At 65.2% G+C, this 19,668-nt stretch carries 22 protein-coding genes; 8 read left to right on the top strand and 14 right to left on the bottom strand.

The window, feature by feature from the left end:
- Nucleotide 1 precedes the first annotated feature (1 nt).
- Nucleotides 2-475, bottom strand: a complete 474-nt coding sequence (locus ACE3OO_RS06830; RefSeq protein ID WP_374301119.1) for a PAS domain-containing protein — start codon at nt 473-475, stop codon at nt 2-4.
- A 622-nt stretch (nt 476-1,097) separates the two neighbouring features.
- Between ACE3OO_RS06830 and ACE3OO_RS06825 the strand changes: the two genes are divergently transcribed.
- Genes ACE3OO_RS06825 through ACE3OO_RS06805 form a run of 5 tightly spaced genes read left to right on the top strand, consistent with a single transcriptional unit; the run spans nt 1,098 to nt 4,141 of the window.
- Nucleotides 1,098-1,325: a hypothetical protein gene (locus ACE3OO_RS06825; RefSeq protein WP_300295522.1), complete on the top strand. Its 228-nt coding sequence runs from the start codon at nt 1,098-1,100 to the stop codon at nt 1,323-1,325.
- Nucleotides 1,326-1,328: 3 nt separating this feature from the next.
- Nucleotides 1,329-1,622, top strand: coding sequence for a hypothetical protein (locus ACE3OO_RS06820; RefSeq protein ID WP_374301117.1), 294 nt, complete (start codon nt 1,329-1,331; stop codon nt 1,620-1,622).
- Between the two features lie 13 nt (nt 1,623-1,635).
- Entirely contained in the window at nt 1,636-2,691 is a 1,056-nt protein-coding gene (locus ACE3OO_RS06815; protein ID WP_374301114.1) for a methionine ABC transporter ATP-binding protein, read from the top strand.
- Complete coding sequence (locus tag ACE3OO_RS06810) at nt 2,660-3,313, top strand: methionine ABC transporter permease (RefSeq protein ID WP_374301112.1); 654 nt, start codon at nt 2,660-2,662, stop codon at nt 3,311-3,313. Before ACE3OO_RS06815 ends, ACE3OO_RS06810 begins: the two co-directional genes overlap by 32 nt.
- Before the next feature lie 39 nt (nt 3,314-3,352).
- Nucleotides 3,353-4,141, top strand: a complete 789-nt coding sequence (locus tag ACE3OO_RS06805; protein WP_374301110.1) for a MetQ/NlpA family ABC transporter substrate-binding protein — start codon at nt 3,353-3,355, stop codon at nt 4,139-4,141.
- 71 nt (nt 4,142-4,212) lie between these two features.
- Here the strand turns inward: ACE3OO_RS06805 and ACE3OO_RS06800 are convergent, their stop codons facing one another.
- The 9 genes from ACE3OO_RS06800 to ACE3OO_RS06760 form a co-directional block, all read right to left on the bottom strand.
- The gene (locus tag ACE3OO_RS06800) at nt 4,213-4,953 is read right to left on the bottom strand and encodes a HugZ family protein (RefSeq protein WP_374301108.1); all 741 of its coding nucleotides are present in this window, start codon (nt 4,951-4,953) and stop codon (nt 4,213-4,215) included.
- Nucleotide 4,954: 1 nt separating this feature from the next.
- Nucleotides 4,955-5,263, bottom strand: coding sequence for a P-II family nitrogen regulator (locus tag ACE3OO_RS06795; RefSeq protein WP_374301107.1), 309 nt, complete (start codon nt 5,261-5,263; stop codon nt 4,955-4,957).
- Between the two features lie 4 nt (nt 5,264-5,267).
- Nucleotides 5,268-6,254, bottom strand: a complete 987-nt coding sequence (locus ACE3OO_RS06790; RefSeq protein ID WP_374301105.1) for a sodium-dependent bicarbonate transport family permease — start codon at nt 6,252-6,254, stop codon at nt 5,268-5,270.
- 144 nt (nt 6,255-6,398) lie between these two features.
- Nucleotides 6,399-7,373, bottom strand: a complete 975-nt coding sequence (locus ACE3OO_RS06785; protein ID WP_374301103.1) for a quinone oxidoreductase — start codon at nt 7,371-7,373, stop codon at nt 6,399-6,401.
- 56 nt (nt 7,374-7,429) lie between these two features.
- Nucleotides 7,430-8,128: a dienelactone hydrolase family protein gene (locus tag ACE3OO_RS06780; protein WP_374301101.1), complete on the bottom strand. Its 699-nt coding sequence runs from the start codon at nt 8,126-8,128 to the stop codon at nt 7,430-7,432.
- 60 nt (nt 8,129-8,188) lie between these two features.
- Entirely contained in the window at nt 8,189-8,689 is a 501-nt protein-coding gene (locus ACE3OO_RS06775) for a PAS domain-containing protein (RefSeq protein ID WP_374301099.1), read from the bottom strand.
- 117 nt (nt 8,690-8,806) lie between these two features.
- A complete protein-coding gene (locus ACE3OO_RS06770; protein ID WP_374301096.1) occupies nt 8,807-9,322 on the bottom strand; it encodes a PAS domain-containing protein in 516 nt (171 codons plus the stop codon).
- Nucleotides 9,323-9,487: 165 nt separating this feature from the next.
- On the bottom strand, nt 9,488-10,579 hold the full coding sequence (locus ACE3OO_RS06765; RefSeq protein ID WP_374301093.1) for a CoA transferase: 1,092 nt from the start codon (nt 10,577-10,579) through the stop codon (nt 9,488-9,490).
- Nucleotides 10,576-11,580, bottom strand: a complete 1,005-nt coding sequence (locus tag ACE3OO_RS06760; protein WP_374301091.1) for a Bug family tripartite tricarboxylate transporter substrate binding protein — start codon at nt 11,578-11,580, stop codon at nt 10,576-10,578. The genes ACE3OO_RS06765 and ACE3OO_RS06760 overlap by 4 nt, the downstream gene beginning before the upstream one ends.
- A 64-nt stretch (nt 11,581-11,644) precedes the next feature.
- Here ACE3OO_RS06760 and ACE3OO_RS06755 point away from each other — a divergent pair, with 64 nt between their 5' ends.
- A complete protein-coding gene (locus ACE3OO_RS06755; RefSeq protein WP_374301089.1) occupies nt 11,645-12,622 on the top strand; it encodes a LysR substrate-binding domain-containing protein in 978 nt (325 codons plus the stop codon).
- On the opposite strand, the gene ACE3OO_RS06750 is transcribed toward ACE3OO_RS06755, so the two are convergent.
- The gene (locus ACE3OO_RS06750) at nt 12,609-13,175 is read right to left on the bottom strand and encodes a methylated-DNA--[protein]-cysteine S-methyltransferase (RefSeq protein WP_374301087.1); all 567 of its coding nucleotides are present in this window, start codon (nt 13,173-13,175) and stop codon (nt 12,609-12,611) included. The two genes, ACE3OO_RS06755 and ACE3OO_RS06750, sit on opposite strands and share 14 nt — an antisense overlap.
- 71 nt (nt 13,176-13,246) lie before the next feature.
- Between ACE3OO_RS06750 and ACE3OO_RS06745 the strand changes: the two genes are divergently transcribed.
- Both ACE3OO_RS06745 and ACE3OO_RS06740 read left to right on the top strand, forming a co-directional pair.
- Nucleotides 13,247-14,338 carry a GTP-binding protein gene (locus ACE3OO_RS06745; protein ID WP_374301084.1) on the top strand — a complete coding sequence of 364 codons (1,092 nt, stop codon included), beginning with the start codon at nt 13,247-13,249 and terminating at the stop codon, nt 14,336-14,338.
- A complete protein-coding gene (locus ACE3OO_RS06740) occupies nt 14,322-15,377 on the top strand; it encodes a WD40 repeat domain-containing protein (RefSeq protein WP_374301082.1) in 1,056 nt (351 codons plus the stop codon). The genes ACE3OO_RS06745 and ACE3OO_RS06740 overlap by 17 nt, the downstream gene beginning before the upstream one ends.
- A 52-nt stretch (nt 15,378-15,429) precedes the next feature.
- On the opposite strand, the gene holA is transcribed toward ACE3OO_RS06740, so the two are convergent.
- Genes holA through leuS form a run of 3 tightly spaced genes read right to left on the bottom strand, consistent with a single transcriptional unit; the run spans nt 15,430 to nt 19,530 of the window.
- Nucleotides 15,430-16,446: a DNA polymerase III subunit delta gene (holA, locus tag ACE3OO_RS06735; RefSeq protein ID WP_374301080.1), complete on the bottom strand. Its 1,017-nt coding sequence runs from the start codon at nt 16,444-16,446 to the stop codon at nt 15,430-15,432.
- On the bottom strand, nt 16,443-16,976 hold the full coding sequence (gene lptE / locus ACE3OO_RS06730; protein WP_374301077.1) for an LPS assembly lipoprotein LptE: 534 nt from the start codon (nt 16,974-16,976) through the stop codon (nt 16,443-16,445). The genes holA and lptE overlap by 4 nt, the downstream gene beginning before the upstream one ends.
- The gene (leuS, locus tag ACE3OO_RS06725; protein ID WP_374301075.1) at nt 16,963-19,530 is read right to left on the bottom strand and encodes a leucine--tRNA ligase; all 2,568 of its coding nucleotides are present in this window, start codon (nt 19,528-19,530) and stop codon (nt 16,963-16,965) included. Before leuS ends, lptE begins: the two co-directional genes overlap by 14 nt.
- Nucleotides 19,531-19,668 lie beyond the last annotated feature (138 nt).

The following is a 19,668-nucleotide window of genomic DNA, read 5'->3' as shown; positions in this document are numbered from 1 at the left end:
TTTAATCGTCGGAGTCGAAGAAATCGGCGGCCAGCAGCAGCATGTCGGGGGTTACGCCGTCGCTTGCCAGCGGCAGGCGCAGCACCTCGTAATTGTAGATCCGCCCGTCGATCATCATGTCGGGCCGCTCCACCATCGGGCGGGCCAGACGCACCACCTCGTCGAACATCACGGTGATGTGCTCGACATAATCCGGTTCCGGCAGTTCATCGAGCCAGCGTCCGCCGGCTTCGTAGCCGAAATACGTGGTGGTGTTGATGCCGACCAGGCGGATGCGATAGCGACGCGCGGCATCTGCGCCATCATGCACCTCGACCAGCGAGACGTTGCCCAGCAGCCAGGGAAAATCCATCGGATCGATGTCGGTGCGGGCGGGCAGGGCGCCGTTGCGGCGCAGGCCGTGCCAGTAATCCAGCATCCGCCGCAGCCGGGGCTGCGATACGGTTTCCAGTGTTGCCGGAATCTGTTTCGTCACGTCATGCCCGTTATGGCCTTGCCGGCAGTATGCCATGCGGAGGCCAGGCGGGGCCGGGCAAAAAACTTTCGCCGGCTTGCAGATCGGACTTGTAATTGAAAATCATTCGCATATACTCAGGCCCATCGCGCCACTGCTTCCCTGCAGCCGGGGCGGTTTCTTAGGTCGGTCCCGACACTCTGCTGGTCGTGTCGGGATACGTGGTCGGTCCGGTACAATGGGGCATTGCCGGGCCGACCCCGACCGAAATCTTCTGAAAATTGATCGTTATCAATGGCTTCAACCGGAGCTATGAATTTTTTGCGCCTGAGGCATGTTTTATTTGCGTAACTGTTTGTGAATTTATGTTGACCTGTATTTCCAACTGTGGAATATAGGGGCGTCGGCTTCGGCCGTACCGCGGGATTTGAGGGGCAGCTTGCACCGCGACACCAATGCTAAAGCGCCACGGCGGAAGTCGTGGGCCCGAATGAAAAGTCCGGAGTGACCCATGATCCGCTTCTGCATCCGCAAAACCCGTCTCTGTTGTTGTCGCTGACCACGCGCCGATCCAACCGCGTTTCCTAGTCCAGCGATGAACGGCCGCGCCCCTTAAGCAGGGCCGGCCAACGGAGATCTTCCCATGAGTGAAGCCTATCTGATCGAGGCGGCCGGCGAGGCCGCCGGTGTGGTGATCCGCGAACGCGGCGGGTTCCGCTTCTTCGCATCCGCGCCGCAATTCGCCGCGCTGGAACAGCAACTGTTCCGCCGCAGCACCGATGCCGAACGCGCCGCCCGCGCCCTGCTGGCCGCCAACGACAACGCGGCCCGCCGCCGCGGTTTTTCCCACCCGTCTCAGTCCTGGAGGTAAGCCATGACCGAGTTCCTGCTTCTGGCACCGGCCAACGAGGTGCCCACCCACATCACCCGCCATGGGCGCAGCCGGCGCCGGCCGGGCTTTGCCCATCGCCTGCAGGCCGCCTTCGGCGCCTTCCTCGCGCCCGAACGGCTGCGGCCCGCCGCCAACGACAATCCGCTCGGGGATAATCCCCATGACACGGCTGCATCGCTCACCGATCCGCTGGCCCTGCCGCCGGAATGGCATGGTCGTGAGTGGAGCCAGGGCGGCGACCTGATCGGGCTGAGTTTTTTGCCCTTCGACCGCTGAAGGATCACTGTCCATGATCGAGTTGCGTCACATCACCAAGCGCTTTGCCGGCGCCTCGGGCAGCGTCGAAGCCCTGCGCGATGTCAGCCTCAATATTGCCGCCGGGGAAATCTTCGGCGTGATCGGCCGCAGTGGCGCCGGCAAGTCCACGCTGATCCGCTGCATCAACCTGCTGGAACGGCCCACCGAAGGCAGCGTGATCGTCGCCGGCCGCGACCTCACCCTGCTCAGGGCGCCCGCGCTACGCGCCGCCCGGCGCGACATCGGCATGATCTTCCAGCATTTCAACCTGCTGTCGGCGCGCAATGTGTTCGACAACGTGGCCCTGCCGCTGGAACTGCGTGGCGAAAGCCGAGCCGCGATCAAGGCCAAGGTCGAGCCTTTGCTGGACCTGGTCGGCCTGGCCGACAAGGCCGGGCGTTATCCGGCGCAGCTCTCCGGCGGGCAGAAACAGCGTGTCGGCATCGCCCGCGCATTGGCGACCGATCCGAAGGTTCTGCTCTGCGACGAGGCCACCTCGGCGCTCGATCCCGAAACCACCGAGCAGATCCTGGCGCTGATCAAGGACATCCGCGACCGGCTGAAGCTGACCGTGGTGCTGATCACCCACGAGATGGCGGTGGTGAAGGAAATCGCCGACCGCGTCGCCGTGATGGAACAGGGCCGCGTGATCGAGCAGGGCGAGACCTTCGATGTCTTCACCCGGCCGCAGCATGCCACCACGCGCAGCTTCGTGGCCGATCTGATCGGCTTCGCCCTGCCACCGGCGCTGGAAAAGCGCATCGCCGCCGATCCGGATCATGCCGGCGCCGGCCTGTGGCGCATCCTGTTCACCGGGCCGCATGCCGACGAGCCGGTGATCGCCGAGCTGTCCCGCAACCTGAATATCGACCTCAATATCCTGCATGGCCGGATCGACGAGATCCAGGGCCGCCCCTTCGGCGTCATGGTCGTGCAGGCCCGCGGTGGCGAGGCCCAGCTTGCCGCCGCCCGCAATTTCCTGCTCTCCCGCCAGCTTCATGTCGAGGACCTGAATCATGTCGTCCGCCCTGATCGCCTTGCTGTTTGACGGCCTGCTTGAGACGCTGGTGATGGTCGGCGTTTCGGGCGGCATCGGCGCTGCCTTCGGCATCCCGCTCGGCGTGGTGCTGATCCTCACCGACCGTGGCGGCATCCTGCAGAACGTGCCGCTCAACCGCGCGCTCGGGCTGATCGTGAATGCCGCGCGCTCCACGCCCTTCATCATCCTGATGGTGGCGGTGATCCCCTTCACGCGGCTGGTGGTGGGCACCTCGATCGGCACGCTGGCAGCGGTCGTGCCGCTCACCATCGCCGCCATTCCCTTCATCGCCCGCCTGGTGGAAACCGCGTTGCGCGAGGTGCCGGCAGGCCTGATCGAGGCGGCCGAGGCGATGGGGGCAACCCCTTTGCAAATCGTGACGAAAGTGCTGCTGCCCGAGGCCCTGCCCGGGATCATCGCCGGCCTCACCATCACGCTGGTCAGTCTGATCGGCTATTCCGCCATGGCGGGCGCGGTGGGCGGCGGCGGCTTAGGCGATATCGGCATCCGCTACGGCTACCAGCGGTTCCTGCCCGAGGTGATGCTGGCCGTCGTCGCTGTGCTGATCGTCTTCGTGCAGGGCGTGCAGTCATTGGGTGATCGCCTGGTGCGCCGCCTCAGCCATCGTTGAGTTTCGTTAAACCTCCCCACACAGAAAAGGACAAACACCATGTTGAACCGTCGCAGTTTCGCCGCCCTTGCCGTCGCGGCTCTCGTCTCGCTCCCCGCTGTCGCCCAGGACAAGCCGATCAAGGTCGGCGTCACCGCTGGCCCGCATGCGGAAATCTTCGAGGTCGTGAAGAAGGTGGCCGAGAAGGACGGCCTGAAAATCCAGATCGTGGAATTCAGCGATTACGTGCAGCCCAATGCGGCGCTGAATGCCGGCGATCTGGATGTGAATTCCTACCAGCACCTCCCGTATCTCGAGGCGCAGATCAAGGATCGCGGCTACAAGCTCAGCAATATCGGTTACACGGTGAATTTCCCGATGGGCGCCTATTCCAAGAAGGTGAAGGCCATCGGCGATCTGGCCGACGGCGCGCGCATCGGCATTCCGAACGATCCCACCAATGGCGGCCGCGCCCTGCTGGTGCTGGAATCGGCTGGTCTGATCAAGCTGCGGCCCGATGCCGGCCTGAAGGCGACGCCACTGGATATCGCCGAGAACCCGAAGAAGCTGAAGATCGTGGAGCTCGACGCCGCCCAGTTGCCGCGCGCGCTCGACGAGCTGGATGCCGCCGTGATCAACACCAACTACGCGATCCCCGCCGGCCTGAACCCCAAGCGCGATTCGATCGCCATCGAGACGCCGAAATCGCCCTACGTGAACATTATCGCCGTGCGCACGCAGGACAAGGACAAGCCTGAATACGCCAAACTGGTGCAGGCCTATCGCTCGCCCGAGGTGAAAGCCTTCGTGGAAGAGAAGTTCAAGGGCGCCGTCGTCACCAGCTGGTAAACCGTCCGCGCAAGTCCCCCCCGGACATCGGACGCGAAAGCCCGTCAGCCGTTAGGCTGGCGGGCTTTTTATTATGCCGCCCGCGCCTGCTTCACCAGGCGCACCAGTTCCACCCGCGCGCCTTCGGCATCGCTCACCGGTTTGGCGAAGGGCAGGCGGAGCAGTTCGCCCTCATGGCCCTCATCGCTGCGGATCAGATCGGTGCCTTCCGGGTCCACGCCGCACATCTTCCAACTGCCCTCCGTGCGGTTCAGCAGTTTCGAGGCGTAAAGCTGCACGGCGTCAGTGTGGTCGGTGTTCATGTGTTCGATGATGCCAGCCTCGGCCTCGGCCAGGGCCTGCCAGTCGCCAGCGTATGTATAGTCATCGAACCAGTGGATTTTGCCGAAGCCGGCCACGATATGGGCGCGTGTGATGCGCAGGCGGTAGAAGGCGAAATCCCTGAAGCCGGCATACATCTCGGCCGAGGGGTGCCGGGCGAGGAAGCGGGTCTGGTGGCGCGGCAGTTCGGTTTTTTCGGCATGGCCCAGCAGGGTGACGCGCGGGCCGGTCAGCGGTTCGGCGAAGCCTGCCGTGCCGTCGCAGAGCAGCGACACGCGGTTATCATTCAGGATGTTCTTTGTGTGGTCGGCCAGGGTGGAGATCAGCAGCAAGGGTGTCGCGTCGACATCGCAGGCGAGCAGGACGAGGGAGGCATAGGGTTGTCCGCTGCCATCGGCCATCGCGGTGCCCAGTGTGGCCGTGCGGCAGGCGCGGGCCAGTGCGCGGCCCTGCTGTGCGGGAGATGACGGGGCCGGCGTATCGCTTGTCATGTCAGAACCTGTAGGGGCGTGCCACTTCCACGTCGGAAATATACACGATGGCGACGGCATTGGCGAAGCGCTGATGGAAACCGTCCAGCACCTGGCGCGCCACCGGTTCGGTGGTGACGGCGACGATCATCACGTTGTCGAAGGCTCGCGTCACGTCGTCGCCGCTGCGTTCGCCATGCTGGCCGCCGCCGATCACGCGGGGCAGCAGGCTCCAGCCCTTCACGCCCTGGCCGCTGAGCCACTCGAGAACCGACCTTTGCAGCGGCGCCTCGACGATGATTTCGATCTTCTTGCGCGGATGGCCCGGCATGGTTTCAGCCTCCGAACAGCGTTTGCGCGGCCAGCAGGTAGAGCGGCAGGCCGATGGCGACATTGAAGGGGAAAGTGATCGCCAGCGCCAGCGTCACCGACAGCGAGGGATTGGCCGCCGGCAGGGCCAGGCGCATGGCGGCCGGCACGGCAATGTAGGAAGCGGAGGCGGCCAATACAGCGAGCAGCATGGCGCCGCCGACACTCAGGCCCAGCGCCCAGGCGGTGAGCAGGCCCAAAGCCGCGCCCAGCGGCGGCATCACCAGGCCGAACAGGATCAGCGGCTTGGGGAAATGTTTCGCCGCGCGGCCCTGGCGCACGGCCACCAGGCCCATGTCGAGCAGGAAGATGCAGAGCGCGCCGTTGAACAGGTCGGCCACGAAGGGTTTGATCTTGGTCAGGCCGGCATCGCCGGTGATCCAGCCGATGATGAAACCGCCGACCAGCAGCATCACCGAGCCGTTCACCAGCACCTCGCGCACCAGTTCGCCGCGTTCGCTGCTGCCCTGCTGCATGCCGGCCTGCACCTGCCGGCCGGCCAGCAGGAGGCCGATCAGGATGGCCGGGGTTTCCATCACCGCCGTCATCGCCACGATATAGCCTTCATAGGGGATGTCGCGGCTGCGCAGGAATTCGGCGGCCGTGACGAAGGTGACGATGCTGATCGAGCCGTAATGCGCGGCAATCGCCGCGGCGTTGGTGCGATCCTGCCGCCACAGCGTGCGCAGCAGTCCGAAGGCCAGCAGCGGCAGTGCGGCGCTCAAGGCCAGGGCGGCGAGAATGGCCCAGAGCAGGGCCAGCCCGCTGGCGGAATGCATGGCGACGCCGCCCTTGAAGCCGATGGCGAACATCAGATAGATCGCCAGCGCCTTGGCGGCGCCTTCGGGGATTTCGAGGTCGGAGCGCAGGAAAGCCGCCAGCGCGCCCAGCGCGAAGGCGAGGATCATCGGCGACAGCAGGTTGCCGCTGGCGAGGCTGAGGAGGTCGGTCATGGCGGCGGCACCATGGCAAAAGCGCCGCCGCGGGAAAAGGGGTAAGACGCTACCGCATGGCTGGCATGCGGCGCCCTCACCCCAACCCTCTCCCGCATGCGGGAGAGGGAGGGACCCGACGGGCTGCGTCGGGAGGGTGAGGGTTTACGGCAGCAGCAGCGTCGAGCCGGTGGTCTTGCGCGCCTCCAGATCGGCATGGGCTTTGGCCGCATCCTTCAGGGCGTAGGTCTGCGGCGTCTCGATCTTCACCTTGCCCGCCTTCACCACGTCGAACAGCGCATTGGCCGAAGTGACCAGGTCGTTGCGCTTGGCCGTGTAGGTGACCAGCGTGGGGCGGGTGAGGTAGAGCGAGCCCTTGGTTGCCAGCGTGCCGATGGCAAAGGGCGGCACCGCGCCCGAGGCATTGCCGAAGCTGACCATCAGGCCGAACGGCCGCAGGCAGTCGAGCGAGCCGTCCCAGGTATCCTTGCCGACGCCATCGTAAACGACCGGCACGCCTTCGCCCCTGGTCAGCTCCTTCACGCGCTCGACGAAATTCTCGGTGCGATAGTTGATCACATGATCGTAGCCATGGGCCTTGGCGAGCTTCGCCTTGTCCTCGCTGCCCACCGTGCCGATCACGGTGGCGCCCAGCGCCTTGGCCCATTGCCCGAAGATCAGGCCGACGCCGCCGGCGGCGGCATGGAACAGGATGGTCTCGCCCGGCTGCACCTTGTAGGTCCGGCGCAGCAGGTATTCCGCCGTCATGCCCTTGAGCATCATGCCGGCGGCCTGCTGGTCGGTGATGCCGGCGGGCAGCACCACGCAGCGGTCGGCCTGCATCAGTCGCTCTTCCGAATACGAACCCAGCGGCGAGGAGGCATAGGCGACGCGGTCGCCCACCTTGATGTCGGTCACGCCAGCGCCCACCGCCGTCACGCTGCCGGCGCCTTCCTGGCCCAGGATCAGCGGCAGCGGCAGCTTGTACAGGCCGGAGCGGTGATAGGTGTCGATGTAGTTCAGGCCGGCGGCCGAGGTCCTGATGCGGATCTGGCCCGGGCCGGGATCGCCGACCTCGACCTCTTCCCATTTCATCACTTCGGGGCCGCCGTTGGCGTGGATACGGATGGCATGCGCCATGGGTTGCAGTCCTTGCGTTGGGTGTTGCGGGATCGGAACTAGGGCGATGCCGGCGTTCAGGCCAGATGCTTCTTGAAGAATTCCGCCGTGCGGCTGTTGGCCAGATCGGCGGCGGCCTTGTCGTAATGTTCGCCGCCCACGCGGGCGAAGGCGTGGTCGTTGCCCTGGTAATCCAGCCGCGTGACCAGCGGATATTTCTTCAGTTCGGTGGCGATTGTCGCCTGCGCGTCCTTGGGCACGAACTTGTCTTCGGTCGCGCAATGCAGCAGCAGGGGCTTCCTGATGTTCTTTGCTTCGGCCAGATGATCTTTCAGCATCACGCCGTAATAGCCCACGGCGGCATCCACGTCGCTGCGGCAGGCCATCAGATAGGCCAGCCGACCGCCCAGGCAGTAGCCCACCGTGCCGACCTTGCCGCTGCAGCCGGGCAGCTTGCGCAGGACGGACAGCGATGCCTTCAGGTCATCGATGCCGTTGTCGAGATTGAAACCGTTGAACAGCGCAAACGCCTTGTCCCATTCCGCCTTGGTCTTGTCGGTGATGTCGATGCCGGGCTCCTGGCGCCAGAACAGGTCGGGGCAGAGCGCGACATAACCCTGCTTCGCCAGGCCGTCGCAGATGTCGCGCATCACCTTGTTGACGCCGAAGATTTCCTGAATCACCAGAATGCCCGGCCCTTTGCCGCCGGCCGGTTCGGCCAGATACCCGGTGAAGCGGCCACCGTCATGGGCCTGGATTTCGATGCTGCGGGCCATGCATTCCTCCTGTCCGGTTTTCTGCGCTGCGCGGACTCTAGCGGCAGCGCAGTGCAGCAATCAACCGCCGACTGGCGGAATGCCGGCGAGCAGCAGCATGTTGACGTGCTGGCCGTCGTCAGACAACGGCAGGACCAGTCCTTCGAAACGGTATCTTCGCTTGGCGGTCTTGATGTCGCGGAAGACCCGAAGGGGTTTGCGGTGCTCGACGACCCAACGAAGGTCTTCCATCGCGACAGCATGGAATTCCGGGTCGTCGCTATCTTGCGGCCGACGGAAATCGGGACCGAGGTCCAAAGTCCTTTCGCTGCGCCCGCCCAGAACCCGTATGATGAAATTGTCGGGGCCTTCACTGACATCGAAGAGACTCACCCAACCGATGGCATAAGGAAAATCCACCGGGTCAATATCACTACGTGATGGTCCGATGCGAAGCTCGCGCTTGGTCTCCCAATAGGCATGCAGTCGGCGCAATATCGGGTGAATGAGTTCGCGCCTCGGATCGTTTTTCAGTTCTACCCGCTCATAGGGCAGACCGCCGATGTATTCCGGAGCCGTCATAATGCTGCGCCGTTCCGCCCCCCAGGTGCGATTTGAGAGAATGTGGGGCCGCGACAACCACTGGCAAGGGAGAGTCGGCGGTTTAAATAGGCCGTATGCTGCGGTTTATTTGGGATTTCAGCCGGCTTCGAACAGCGGCGGCGTCGCCGCCATCAGCAGTTGATCCACCGTCTGGCCATCGGAAGAAAGCGGCAGGATCACCGTCTCGTAGCGATAGCGCCGCTGCGCCGTGGTCTGTTCGCGGTAGATGCGCAATGGCTTGCGATGGGCCACCACCCAGCGCAGGTTGGCGACGATGGCCCGGCGCAATTCCGGGTCCTGCATCGCCGCGCTGGTGCGGCCGGTCAGTTCCTGTCCGGCCATCATCGCCATGCCGCCGCCGAACACGCGGGCCTGGAATTCCCCGCCGCCTTCCAACACGTCGACCAGGGTGGTCCAGCCGATGGCATAGGAGAAGTCGACCGGATCGATATCGGCGCGGGTCGGGGCCATGCGCCCGGCCGCCTTGCCGGACCAGTATTCGAACAGCCGGCGCAGCAGGGGATGGCGCGTGGTCGCGGCCAGATCCTCGCTGCGTTCCACCACGGCATCCGGCGACAGGCCGTTTGCCGGCTCGCCCGCGGAATCAGTCATGCTCATGACGCCAGTCCCACCTGTCCGGTCCTGCCCGAATAGCCGTCCGCCTCGTCGTTGCCGGTCAGGACGCGGTGGTTCTGTCGGAACGCGGAAACGACTTTAGGCAGCAGCGAGGGGGCTGGGCAACCAACAGCTGCGTGACCGCCGCAGATGGTGGATCGGTCAGGCGATGCGGAAACCCAGGCCGGGAGACAGGACGGCCGCGTCAGGGTCGCCCAGGCTTTGCAGGGCGAAGGGCGGGTCCAGCTTGAACGCCGCCGCGAATTCATGCAGGCGCCGTACCCGCGACACCGGCACCCGTGCGGCCGCCAGGGCCGCTTCCAGGGCATCGGCCTGCCAGTCGCGCATCCTGGCCGCCACCGCCTGCTTGAAACGGGCCGGATCGGCCGCCCGCGCGAAGCTGGCCGGCCCATCCAGCGACAGGCCATCGGGAAAGATCGCCGGGTCCTGCGCCAGTTCGGCGAGTCCAAGGATGTCGAGCAGGCTGGCCACATGCCGCGGCTTGTTGGCGCCGATGGCGATCCAGCCATCCCGGCATTCGAACAGATCGGCGGCCGGGCTGCCGGAATAGCCCTGGTTGCCGAGCCGCGGCGGCGAGGCGCCGCTGGTCAAAGTCTCGCAGGTGAAGGGATACATCAGTTGCATCGCCGCGCCGATCATCGAAACATCCAGCAGCATGCCCTTGCCGGTGCGCTCGCGTTCGCGCAGGCCCGCCAGCATGGCAAACGCGGCGAGCAGGCCGGCCACCGCGTCGACGGCCGGGAAGCCGACCTTGATCGGCGGATCCTGCTCGGTGCCGGCCAGCAGCATCATGCCGGTCATGGCCTGGATCACGTGATCATAGGCGGGACGGTCGGCCCAGGCACCATGGCGGCCAAAGCCCGAGATCGAACAATAGACGATGCGCGGATTGAGCGCCTGCACGGATTCATAATTGAGGCCGAAACGGTCGAGCACGCCAGGGCGCAGATTATCGAGCAGGATGTCGGCTTTCTCTGCCAGGTCGCGCGCGGCCTGCAACTGCGCCGGATCGCGCAGGTCGAGCTGCAGCGCCTGTTTGCCGGCATTGAGCGCGGTATAGGTCTGCATGCCGCGTGCGGTATGCCGCATCACGTCGCCGTCAGCCCCTTCCACCTTGATCACGGTGGCGCCGAGCCGGGTGAGATGGAAGGAGGCCAGCGGCCCGGCGATGACATGCGAGAAATCCAGCACCGTCACGCCATCCAGCGGCCGGAAATCCGGTGCGCCAGTCATCGCTGTATCCCGATGTTGGCGGCGGCCACCAGCCTGGTGTATTTCGCCGTTTCGCTGCGGATGAAGGCGGTGAATTCCGCCGGCGTCGCGGAGGTGTCGATCGGGCTGCCGATCTTGTCATGCACCGCGATCACGTCGGGCATCCGCGCAACCGCCAGTGCCGCCTCGTTCAGCTTCGCCACCACGGGTGCCGGCAGATTGGCCGGGCCCCACAGGCCGCTCCAGGATTCGATCACCAGATCGTCGCTGCCGAAAAGCTCCTTCAGGGTCGGCACGTCGGGCAGTTGCGGCAGGCGGCGCGGTGCCGTGGTGGCGAGCGCGCGCACCTTGCCGGCATGCACCTGCGGCACGGCGGTGGAGGCGGTGGGGAAGGCGAACTCCACCGTATTGCTCAGGATGGCTGGCACGATCTCGACCGAACCGCGGAATGGCACATGCACCACATCGATGCCGGTGAAGGTGGCGAAGGCGGCGCCGGCCAGATGCGCGGCGCTGCCGATGCCGCCGGAGCCGTAATTGAACTTCCCCGGCGCCTGTTTGGCGGCCGCCACCATGTCGGCGGCGCTGCGGAACGGGCCATCCGCTGCGGCCACCATCAGCGTCGGCGCCGTGCTGAGCCTGGTGATATGGGTGAAGCTGGTCAGCGGGTCGAACTCCGCCTTCTGCTCCAGCAGCTTCTGCGTCACATGCGACGACGAGCCGAGCAGGATGGTGTAACCGTCGGCAGGCGCCTGGGCGGCGATCTGCCCGGCCAGAATGCCGCCGGCGCCGACGCGGTTGTCGACAATGACGCGCTGGCCCAGCACATCGCTCATCTTCTCGGCGAAGACGCGGGTCAGGACATCGGGTCCGCCGCCGGCCGCGTAAGGCAGGATCAGCTTGATTGGCTTGGCCGGATAACCCTGCGCGCGCAACAGGCGTGGCGTGAGGGCGGTCGTCGCCCCGGCGGCGGCAAAGTGCAGCACGGCGCGGCGTGTCGGGCGGTGGCGCGAACGGCGCATCGGTGTTTCCTCCTTGTTTTTCCGGCCAGCCTAGACATCGCATCCTTGCCAGTAAATTATTGTTATGGACTATATCCATAACCAGTGGATATATCGCCGAGGCCGCGCCGCCATGTTCCGCACCGACCGTTTGCGCCTGCGCCATCTCCGCCTGCTCGATGCCGTCGAAGCGAGCGGCTCGCTCAGCCGCGCCGCACAGCAACTGGGCCTGAGCCAGCCGGCCGCCACCAAGATCCTGCGCGAGCTGGAAACCGCAGTCCGCGCTCAGCTGTATGAAAGGCTGCCGCGCGGCGTGCGGCTGACCGAAGCCGGCCGCGCCGTGGTGGAACGCCTGCGCATCGGCCTGGCTTCGCTCGATCGCGCGCTGGGTAGCGGCGAGGCCGCACCGCGTCGGCGGCTGTCGGTTGGTGCTCTGCCTCTGGTGGCGGTCAACCTGCTGCCGCAAACCATTGCGCGCTTGCGACGGGCGGGCGGCGACTTCGATATCGAGATCGTCGAAAATATCGTCCCCGTTCTGCTGGCGGCGCTGAAAAACCGTCGCATCGACTGTTTCGTCGGTCGCATCGATGCTTCGGCGCTACGCGATCCGGCGCTGCGTGACGTGGTTGCGATGCCGATGGCATCGGAAGGCCTGTCCTTCGCGATCGCGCACCGCCATCCGCTGGCGCGGCGCCGGAAGGTGTCGCTGGGTGAACTGGCGGAGATGTCCTGGGTGCTCGCCCCATTGCCCAGTTTCACACGCGAGGTGGTGGACCAGCATTTCCTCGATCACGGGCTGGCGCTGCCGCGCCCCGTCGTCGAATCGCTGTCATTCCATACCAACCTGCAGATCGTCGGCCGCACCGAACTGGTGACGGCCGCGCCATCATCGGCGATTGCCCATTACAGCCGGCTGGGTCTGGTGCAGCGTCTGCGCGTGGATCGTGAGCCGACCGCCACGCCATTGCTGTTCCTCGCCCACAGGGAGACCATGCCGCTGCGCGCCGTGCAGGATTTCTCCGCCGCGCTGCTGGCCGAGGCAGGCGGCGTCAGAACAGGCTGACCTGTTCGGATGGCACATAGGCGCCTTCATGCCGCAGCAGCCAGCGCTTGGTATCCAGTCCGCCTTTGCCGGAATAGCCGCCGGCCTCGCCGCCGGCGGCCAGGATGCGGTGGCATGGAATGATCACCGGGATCGGATTGGCGCCGCAGGCGCCGCCCACTGCGCGGGCGGCGGCCCCCGTGGCCGCAGCGGCCTGGCCGTAGGTGCGGCTCTCGCCCGCCGGGATCGCCAGCATGAAGTCCCACACCGCGCGCTGGAAATCGCTGCCGGCGGGGCGCAGCGGCAGATCGAAGCGGAACTGACCGTCGGTGAAATAGGCGGCCAGTTGCCGGGCGGCTTCCGCCAGCAGGCCGGCGATCTCGGGCGGCTGATCCACCGCCAGGGCGCGCGCGCCGCGACCACCCCAATCCAGCTCGACGATCGCGCCATCGCGGGCAGCCACGCTCAGCGAGCCCAGCGGGCTCGGGACGGTGATCCAGTAGGTGGTGGTGCGGTCGGACATCAGCTTGGAACGGCAGAACTTTTCCGGTGTTCTGGCGGCCGGGTCCGGCACTGGACTCCGGCCGGCAGGCCACTATGGTTACGGCCAACTCATAGCACAGCCGATCACCCCGGAGTAAGCCCATGTCGCAAACGCCTGTCACCGTCCTGACCGGCTATCTCGGCGCCGGCAAGACCACCTTGCTGAACCGCATCCTCACCGAGCCGCACGGCAAGAAATACGCCGTGATCATCAACGAATTCGGCGAGGTCGGCATCGACAACGAGCTGGTCGTGGATGCCGACGAGGAAGTCTTCGAGATGAACAACGGCTGCATCTGCTGCACCGTGCGCGGCGACCTGATCCGCATCATCGAGGGCCTGTTCAAACGCAAGGACCGCTTCGACGCGATCATCGTGGAAACCACCGGCCTGGCCGATCCCGGCCCCGTGGCACAGACCTTTTTCGTCGACGAGGATGTGTCGCGCCGGGCCAAGCTCGACTCCATCGTCACCGTGGTCGATGCCCGCCACCTGCCGGCACGCCTGAAGGACAGCCGTGAAGCGGAAGAGCAGATCGCCTTTGCCGACGTGATAATCCTGAACAAGACCGACCTGGTGACGCCGGCCGAACTGGCCGAGGTGGAAGCCCGCATCCGGGCGATCAATGCCTTTGCCAAGATCCACCATGCCACCAAATGCGACGTACCGCTGGACAAGGTGCTGGACCGTGGCGCCTTCGACCTGGATCGCATCCTCGATCTGGAACCGGAATTCCTGAAGAAGAATCCGGCCCATGGCGAGCCAGGTCACGTGCATGACGAACATTGCGGTCATGATCATCATGGCCACGACCACCATCATCATGACCACAACCCGGCCCATGGCGAACCGGGCCATGTGCATGACGAGCATTGCGGCCACGACCACGTGCACGATGTTTCGGTGAAAAGCGTGTCGCTCACGGTGGATGCGCCGGTGGATGCGCGCAAGTTCGATGCGTGGATCAGCGAGCTGCTGGCCACCAAGGGGCAGGATATCCTGCGGGCCAAAGGCATTCTCGATCTGAAGGGCAGCGACAAGCGCTTTGTGTTCCAGGCCGTGCACATGATCAAGGACGGCGATTTCCAGCGGCCGTGGCGTGCCGATGAGAAGCGCCAGTCCAAGCTGGTTTTTATCGGCCGCGAACTGGATGCCGCCGCCTTGCAGCAGGGTTTCGATGCCTGCCGTGCGTGATGCCGGGCAGGCGGGGGCTGGAACCCAGATCGGCTTCCGCGCCTATCTCTGGCAGTTCAGGGCCGGTGTGATCTCGGTGGCCGCCGCCGAGGCGGCCGGCACGGCCGGCTTCGGGCTGGGCGATGGCTCGATCGCGCTGCGTCCTTTCGACGAACCGGAAGCGGCCAGTACCCGCCGCCTGATCGTGCATCCCGATGCGGCCCTGCTCTGCATGGCCGCGGCGCCGGGGGGCATGGGCTTTGTTTCGGGCGGCGACGATGGCCGGCTGATGCAGACCACGGTGGCGGGCGAGGGCCAGGAACTGGCCAACGTGCCGCGCAAATGGATCGAGCATGTTGCCGTGGCCGACAATGGCGGCGCCACCGCTTACGCTGCCGGCAAAAAGCTTGGCCTGCTTGATGCTGCCGGCAAGCCGGTCGCTACCTTTGAGGATCATCCCAGCACGATCAGCGGCCTGGCCTTCAATCCGAAGGGCAAGCGACTGGTGGCGGCGCATTACGGCGGCGTCAGCCTGTGGTGGGCGAAGGCAGAAGCACAGCAGCCGAAACGATTGGCCTGGAAAGGTTCGCATGTGGCGGTGACCTGGTCGCCGGATGGCAAATTCATCATGACGGCGACGCAGGAAAATGAATTGCATGGCTGGCGGCTGGCCGATTCCGCCGACATGCGCATGAGCGGCTATCCGGCCAAGCCGAAAAGCTTCAGCTGGTCGCGCGATGGCCGCTGGCTGGCGACCAGCGGCGCCGAGGTGGTGGTGGTGTGGGACTGCAAGGGCAAGGGGCCGATGGGCTCGGCGCCGGTGGAACTGAGCCGCGGCGCGCCTGTCACGGTCGTGGCCTTTCATCCGCGTCACGGCCTGGTGGCCTCGGGCCATGATAACGGCCAGCTCAAACTCGGCCGGATTTCCGACGGTTCCAGCATCGACCTTGAACGTCTGGGCGATGCCCCGGTCACCGCCCTGGGTTGGACGTCCGATGGCCGTTACCTGATGGCCGGTGCCGAGGACGGGGCTGCGGCGATCCTCGATTTCGGCAAATAGTCATCGCGCGACGCGCGCGGGCCAATCTTATCGCGCGACGCGCGGGCCAGTCTTATCGCGCGACGCGTGCGGCTCTGGCGATTCGCAGCAGGGCATCGCCACAAGCGCTGGCGGCCGGCATGCCGGTGCTTTTCGCTGTCAGTTCGGCATCGGTGAGGATTTCCAGCGCGCGCATCAACCGGTCGCTGGACCACATCTTGCTCTGCCGCTCGAAACCGTCGCGCCGCGTCCAATGCACCCCTAAGCGCTGCGGGTCCAAGCGGGTACCGGTTTCGCGCTGGCCGGCGGCAAGATGCAGTTTCTGGCCATGCTTCTGGGCCACGCGCAGGATCGCCACCGGCGATTCGCCTGCGCTTTCACAACGGGTCAGCGCATCGGTCAGGCCATTGAAGTCGCCGCCAAAGGCGGCGAAGGCGACATCGTCCAGGAATAGCGACGAGCTGTCGCCGATCACCGCCTCGCAGTCTTCCAGGCCAATCGGCGTGGCGTCCTCGCCCTTGTAGAGCAGCAGCTTGGCGATTTCGCCGCGCGTCACCATGCGATCGGTGCCGAGGTTGTCGAGCAGGTAGCCCATCGCCTCGGGTGCGATCTTCTTGCCGGCTTCGCGCGCCATCTCCTCAATCAGGCCCTGCAGGGCGCGCTGGTCGTCGGCATAACAGCCGATGGCGACGGCCAGGTCGGATTCCTCGAAGGCGCTGCGCAGCGACGAGCGCGCCGCCAGTTCGCCGGCCTCGACCACGACCAGCGTGTCGCCGACCATGGAGTCCAAGAAGGATTCGAACAGCTTGGCGTTGCGATCGCCGGCGCCTGAGACCATCACGACACGGCGGCCGCCGGTCAGTGCGATGGCGGCCGCTTCATCGGCCAGGCGTGCAGGGTCTTCCTGCAGCTGCGCGCCGGTCAGGGTGGTGACCAAAAAGGGGTCGCTCAGATCCTTCACGACGCTTTGGGCAATGGCCTTGGCGCGTTCGCGGATCATGCCGGCGTCGCTGCCAAACAGCAGCACGGCGCGGATTTCGGGGCGCGGGCGCCGGACGAAGCCCTCAACCTCGCGCGTGGCCAGTTTCATGGCACGCGCGGCGTCGCCGGCGTCGTAAACTGGCCGCGCCCGAAATAATTGGCCAGGCGAATGCGGATCTGCTCGGCGGCATCGCGCAAGGCGCGTTCGCGGGCATTCTTCTCGCTGATCAGGTTGGAATAATCGGCAACGGTAAGATTGTAGGAAGCCTGACTGGTGACCGAGAAGGAGGTTATCGGACGGCCGGTCTCGTAATTGCGGAGATTGGTGGCAACCGTGATCTGCAGATTGTTGCGGGTGATCTCGTCACTGCGGGTGACAAAAACCGAGCCGACCGTTTCGGTGATGCGGTAATCCAGGATATAGGCCGGCCGTTCGGGGGTGCCTTGTGGCGTGATCATGTCGAGCAGGTGATTGCGCAACTGCTGGCTGACGCGGTCTTCCGGCTGGGTGATGCTGATCTGGGCAAATTGCGGCGCGGTCGCGCCTGGCCCGTCCTGCCGGTATAGCGGCTTGAAGCCGCAGCCGGCAAGGCCGGCAGCCAGCAGCAAAACGAGGCAGAATTGCCTAGACCACGACATTGACGATCCGATTTGGCACGATCACCACCTTGCGCACGGGCTTGCCATCGATGGCGCGTTGCACATTGTCGTTGGCCAGGGCCAGTTTTTCCAGGGCCGTCTTGTCCATGTCGCGCTCGACCTCGATGGTGGCGCGCAGCTTGCCGGCCACCTGCACCGCCACGGTCACCGTGTTGTCGCGCACCAGATCGGCATCGGCAACAGGCCAGGACTGTTCCAGCAGCAAGCCTTCGTTGCCGAGCGCTTGCCAGATTTCCTCAGCCAGATGCGGCACCATCGGGCCGATCAGCTTGGCCAGGGTTTCCAGCGCTTCGCGCCGGGCCCAGGCGGTGGCGACATCATCGCCCTTGGTGGCTTCCAGCAGGTTGGCGAATTCATGTACCCGCGCCACGGCCTTGTTGAAATGAAACTGTTCCAGATCGCCGGTCATCGCGGCGACCGTCTTGTGCAGGGCGCGGCGCAGGTCCAGCGCGGCACCATTGAATTCCGCAGGCATGGCGGCGGTCTTGGCCGCAATCGGGCCCTTGGCTTCGGAAACCAGACGCCACAGGCGCTGGGTGAAACGCCAGGCGCCCTCGACGCCAGACTCGCTCCATTCCAGATCGCGTTCCGGCGGGGAATCGGACAGCATGAACCAGCGCGCGGTGTCGGCGCCATAGGTGTCGATGATCAAGCCCGGGTCGATGACGTTCTTCTTCGACTTCGACATCTTCTCGGTGCGGCCGACGCTGACGGGTTCGTTGGTGCGGATATGCACCACCGCGCCGCCATCCTTCTTCACCTCGGTCGGCATGAGCCAGGCGCCGGAAGCGTCCTTGTAGGTCTCGTGGCAGACCATGCCCTGGGTGAACAGGCCGGCAAACGGCTCGCCGCTCGGCAGCGAGACGTGGCCGGTATCGCGCAGGGCGCGGGTGAAAAAGCGCGAATAGAGCAGATGCAGGATGGCATGTTCGATGCCACCGATATACTGGTCGACCGGCAGCCAGTAATCGACTTCCGCCTTCACCATCGGTTCGTCGCTGCGCGGACTGCAGAAGCGGGCGAAATACCACGAACTGTCGACGAAGGTGTCGCAGGTGTCGGTCTCGCGCCGCGCGGCCTTGCCGCAGGACGGGCAGTTCACGTGCTTCCAGGTCGGATGGTGATCCAGCGGGTTGCCGGGCCGGTCGAAGGTGACGTCGTCGGGCAGTTGCACCGGCAGGTCTTTTTCCGGCACCGGCACGATGCCGCAGGAATCACAATGGATCACCGGAATGGGGCAGCCCCAGTAACGCTGGCGCGACACACCCCAGTCGCGCAGGCGGAAGGTAACGGTGCCTTCGCCAGCTTTCAGTTCTTCCAGTTTGGCAATCGCGGCGCGTTTGGCGGCCGCGACATCCAGGCCGTTGAGGAAACCGGAATTGATCGCCACCGTGCCATCGGTATCGGTGAAGGCTTCGCTGCCGATTTCCAGGGTGGACTGGCCTTTCGGAGCCACCACGGCCTTCACCGGCAGATCGTATTTGCGGGCGAAATCCAGGTCGCGCTGGTCGTGGCCGGGGCAGCCGAAGATGGCGCCGGTGCCGTATTCCATCAGCACGAAATTCGCCACGTAAACCGGCAAGGTCCAGGCCGCGTCGAAAGGATGAATGGCATCCAGCGGAATGCGGTAGCCCTTCTTCTCGGCCTTTTCCAGTTCGGCCTCCGCCGTGCCGGTCTGGCGGCATTCCTCGATGAAGGCGGCCAGTTTCGGGTCGCTTTTCGCGGCCTCCGTGGCCAGCGGATGATCGGCGGAAATGGCGACGAAGCTGGCACCGAACAGGGTATCGGGCCGGGTGGAATAGACTTCGATTTTATCGGCCCGGTTTTTCAGGGCGAAGGAGAAGCGGGCGCCTTCCGACTTGCCGATCCAGTTCTGCTGCATCAGCCGCACGCGCTCGGGCCAGCGGTCCAGGCCGCTTAAGGCCTGCAGCAGATCGTCGGCATAGGCGGTGATCTTGAGGAACCATTGCGACAGCTTGCGGCGTTCGACCACAGCACCCGAACGCCAGCCGCGGCCGTCGATCACCTGCTCGTTGGCCAGCACGGTCTGGTCGACCGGATCCCAGTTGACGAAGCTTTCGCGGCGGTAGATCAGGCCGGCTTTCAGGAAATCGAGGAACAGCTTCTGCTGGTGCCGGTAATAGCCGGGATGGCAGGTCGCGAGCTCACGGCTCCAGTCCAGCGACAGGCCCATGCGCTGCAGTTCGGCGCGCATGTTGGCGATGTTGTCATAGGTCCAGGCGGCGGGATGCACCTTCTTTTCCTGGGCGGCATTTTCCGCCGGCAGGCCGAAGGCGTCCCAGCCCATGGGATGCAGCACGTTGAAGCCGCGGGCCCGCTTGTAGCGCGCCACGACGTCGCCCAGCGTGTAGTTGCGCACATGGCCCATATGGATGCGGCCCGAGGGATAGGGAAACATCTCGAGCACATAATATTTCGGCCGGGACGGATCGGCTTTGGCCCGAAAAGCCTGGCGCTCGGTCCAGACAGACTGCCACTTGGTTTCGACCGCCTTCGCGTTATAGCGGGACATGCTGCATCCAATTGAGACTACTGACGTCCAGCCGGAAACGGCCGGAGAAGGGCTGTTTTAGCGGCGAAAGGGCGGCGCGGAAAGCCGTATTCGAAGTGCGCCGCGCAGGGCTGCAGCTAAGGTGGAGCCGACACCGAC

The organism is Ferrovibrio sp. (assembly GCF_041906005.1).
Taxonomy (GTDB): Bacteria; Pseudomonadota; Alphaproteobacteria; order Ferrovibrionales; family Ferrovibrionaceae; genus Ferrovibrio.
Note: the sequence above shows the minus strand (reverse complement) of the source record. Positions and strands in the feature narration are given on the sequence as shown.